The sequence below is a fragment of the Phormidium sp. CCY1219 genome, from assembly GCF_035615515.1.
GTDB lineage: Bacteria > Cyanobacteriota > Cyanobacteriia > Cyanobacteriales > Laspinemataceae > CCY1219.
Map to the genome: position 1 here is coordinate 1 of NZ_JAJENT010000527.1, position 2,457 is coordinate 2,457.

Annotated in this window: 4 protein-coding genes and 1 other RNA gene; 1 reads left to right on the forward strand and 4 read right to left on the reverse strand. The window is 51.2% G+C overall.

Going from position 1 to position 2,457, the window contains the following annotated elements:
• Positions 1–341: 341 nt before the first annotated feature.
• A complete protein-coding gene (locus LKK83_RS14060; RefSeq protein WP_324631805.1) occupies positions 342–656 on the forward strand; it encodes a GNAT family N-acetyltransferase in 315 nt (104 codons plus the stop codon).
• A 150-nt stretch (positions 657–806) separates the two neighbouring features.
• Here the strand turns inward: LKK83_RS14060 and LKK83_RS14065 are convergent, their stop codons facing one another.
• The 4 genes from LKK83_RS14065 to LKK83_RS14080 form a co-directional block, all read right to left on the reverse strand.
• Complete coding sequence (locus LKK83_RS14065) at positions 807–1,271, reverse strand: hypothetical protein (protein ID WP_324631806.1); 465 nt, start codon at positions 1,269–1,271, stop codon at positions 807–809.
• A gap of 6 nt (positions 1,272–1,277) precedes the next feature.
• Positions 1,278–1,661, reverse strand: a complete 384-nt coding sequence (locus LKK83_RS14070) for a phasin family protein (protein ID WP_324631807.1) — start codon at positions 1,659–1,661, stop codon at positions 1,278–1,280.
• A gap of 134 nt (positions 1,662–1,795) precedes the next feature.
• Positions 1,796–1,892: signal recognition particle sRNA small type (gene ffs / locus LKK83_RS14075), an RNA gene on the reverse strand.
• A 66-nt stretch (positions 1,893–1,958) separates the two neighbouring features.
• Entirely contained in the window at positions 1,959–2,225 is a 267-nt protein-coding gene (locus tag LKK83_RS14080) for a YciI family protein (RefSeq protein WP_324631808.1), read from the reverse strand.
• Between the last annotated feature and the right edge of the window lie 232 nt (positions 2,226–2,457).

Consider the following 2,457-nt stretch of genomic DNA (forward strand, 5'->3'; position numbering starts at 1 on the left):
TGGTCTTCTGGTCAGGTGAGCTTGGGAAAATAAAGTCTTACCAAGCCCCTCCCTTTAGGGATGGGGTTCCTGACAAATCTTAGGCAGTTGCGACATACGGCTACTCTAGCATTTTTTGATTAAAAAATCAATTATCGGCTAACATCCTCCATTATATTCTAGAGGTTATCCCGAGATGAAAATCGAACCCTATGACCCACGCCACATTGATGCCGTTGTTCGTCTTTCGCTTCGGGCATGGACTCCAGGCTTTGAGTCAATTCAGAAGGCGATGGACGCTGACCTATACCGGGTGTTCTCTCCCGAGAATTGGCTTGTGAGTCAGCAGAAGGCTGTGGAGGATGTCTGCGGGGCGGACAGACAGCAGCGTATGGGTAGCTATTGATGCAGATTCTATTGTGGGCTTTGTAGCTGTGAAACTACACTGGGAGGAGAGGATGGGTGAAATCTACATGGTTGCTGTGGATCCAGATTTGCAAGGGCAGGGCATAGGCAGCGCTCTGACAGCATTCGCTCTGGATTGGATGAAAGAGGCGGGGATGTCGATTGCTATGGTGGAGACTGGCGGCGATCCCGGTCATGCTCGCGCAGGTCACACCTATGAAAAGGTGGGCTTCCGACTGTGGCCAGTGGCCAGATACTTCAAAACGCTCTAATCAGCGATCGCCTATGGTGGTGGTCTGCTACCCCGTTGGCTCTCAAACGCGGTGACTCTTCTATCTTATCCAGAGCCATCAACCGGAAGAAGACGAAGCACCTTATATAAGGTACCAAACGAGAGGCGCGATCGCCGCGCCTCTCGTCACTCACATTGTTTCAGATTCCCAGTCGGGGCAGTCACCCCCGGCATCCCAGCCGTAGGGATGCATCCCACAGACGAGCAGATTTCCGCCGTAGACTTGACCGTGATAATTCTTGCACCCGATACAGACGGAATTTTTCTCTTCGGTTGGTGGCACGTAGGACACGAATTGGTCTGGAGTTTCCGGAAAGTCATCCAGCCCTAAATAGAAGTCGAACAGGGGATCGACTAACTCCTCAAAACATTGGTCGAGTTCGTTCACAATCGCAGTTTGCCATTCTTCGGTTAACTCTTCCGAAAGATCCATCATTTCTTCAGAAAATTTTCCGATCGCCTCCACAAATTCCGTGACCTCTTCGGTCACTTCTTCAAAAAAGCGATCGACCTCTTCTGCTGCTGTGTCTATCATTTTAAAGAATTCTTGCGGCCAATCTTCCATCATCATTGTTTGCCCCGTTACTGCAGCCACCGCCTTCTACTCATTCTGAAGCCGACGGAGTTCTTCCTGTAATGATTGTACCTGGTCGCGCAGGTTATCTACATCCTTTGGCTTGTCTTCTGGCTTTTCTCCAGATGACTCTTCGTCTTCTTCGATAATTTCGATGCGTCGTGGCTCTCGAGGTGGGGTCTGACTCGATGGGGGTTGCTGAAAATTCTGCTGTCCCTGTTTCATCATCTCATCCACGAACCGACGAGCTTCTTCCGTGCTCATCTCGCCGCGTTCCACCATTTCATCAGCCAGCTTTTGAGCTTGCTCTGTGAGTTCCCCTACTTTTCCCGTGGCTTTTTCGCCAGCATAGGAGGCTATCCCGACGCCAAGATAAAATGCTTTTTGAAGCATATCGCCGAAACCAGGCATAGAAACTGCTGCTCCTTAATACGCGCAAATGGATTACCGATCCCAGGATAGGTCATCTTTTCCTCGGGTGGCTAACGGGGGGTGCCAAAGCGCCGCCGTCCCCTACATTGGCCCATCGGGGGAACTCTAAAAAAAGTGACCCGGATACCACGCCTGCCACAAGCATCCCGTGTTGCTGCTACCTTCCGGTCCTGACAAAGTTTGGGCGTTGTGACCGCATGGGTCCGGATCGTTTCCTACTATAACACCATTTCTGCGCCACTGTCTACTAAACTCGCCAAAAAAGGCAAATTTTTTTTACTCGATCGCGATGCACCACTCATAAACCTGATAGTTGACGCAACCATTCTGAATCAGCGGGTCTTCGGCGACGAGTCGTTGCGCTTCTTCCATCGATTCTGCCTCGAAGAGCATCATTCCGCCGCCGCGACAAGCCCAGTAGCCGGTTTTGGCTTTATGCCCTTTGGCGATTAAATCCTTGACGTAGGCTTTATGGGCGGGGACGTACTTATCGAAGGTGGGTTTATCGACGATTCCTGCTTCTATTTTGACAAACCAAGGCATTGGAGTTGTGGTAAAAACTAGGGGTCTTCCTGGGTATGGCTCGACTCGAGGAGTACGAGCACCATAGCAGATGGTATCATTGAGGCAGCGACGCGAACGCGGTTTGCAGCCATTGAGACCTTGGGGTAATCTATCATGCCCAACCAATCTTCCCCTCTTTACCGAGAATCGGCGTAAAGCCCCCGGATTTATCCGTGGGGATATAAGCCGAGCGACTGACCCCCGGTCCCCC

Bases quoted from the DNA above. Each gene is read 5' to 3' on its own strand.
- LKK83_RS14060 (WP_324631805.1), top strand. From the start codon at position 342: ATGTCTGCGGGGCGGACAGACAGCAGCGTATGGGTAGCTATTGATGCA.
- LKK83_RS14080 (WP_324631808.1), bottom strand. From the start codon at position 2,225: ATGCCTTGGTTTGTCAAAATAGAAGCAGGAATCGTCGATAAACCCACC.
- LKK83_RS14070 (WP_324631807.1), bottom strand. From the start codon at position 1,661: ATGCCTGGTTTCGGCGATATGCTTCAAAAAGCATTTTATCTTGGCGTC.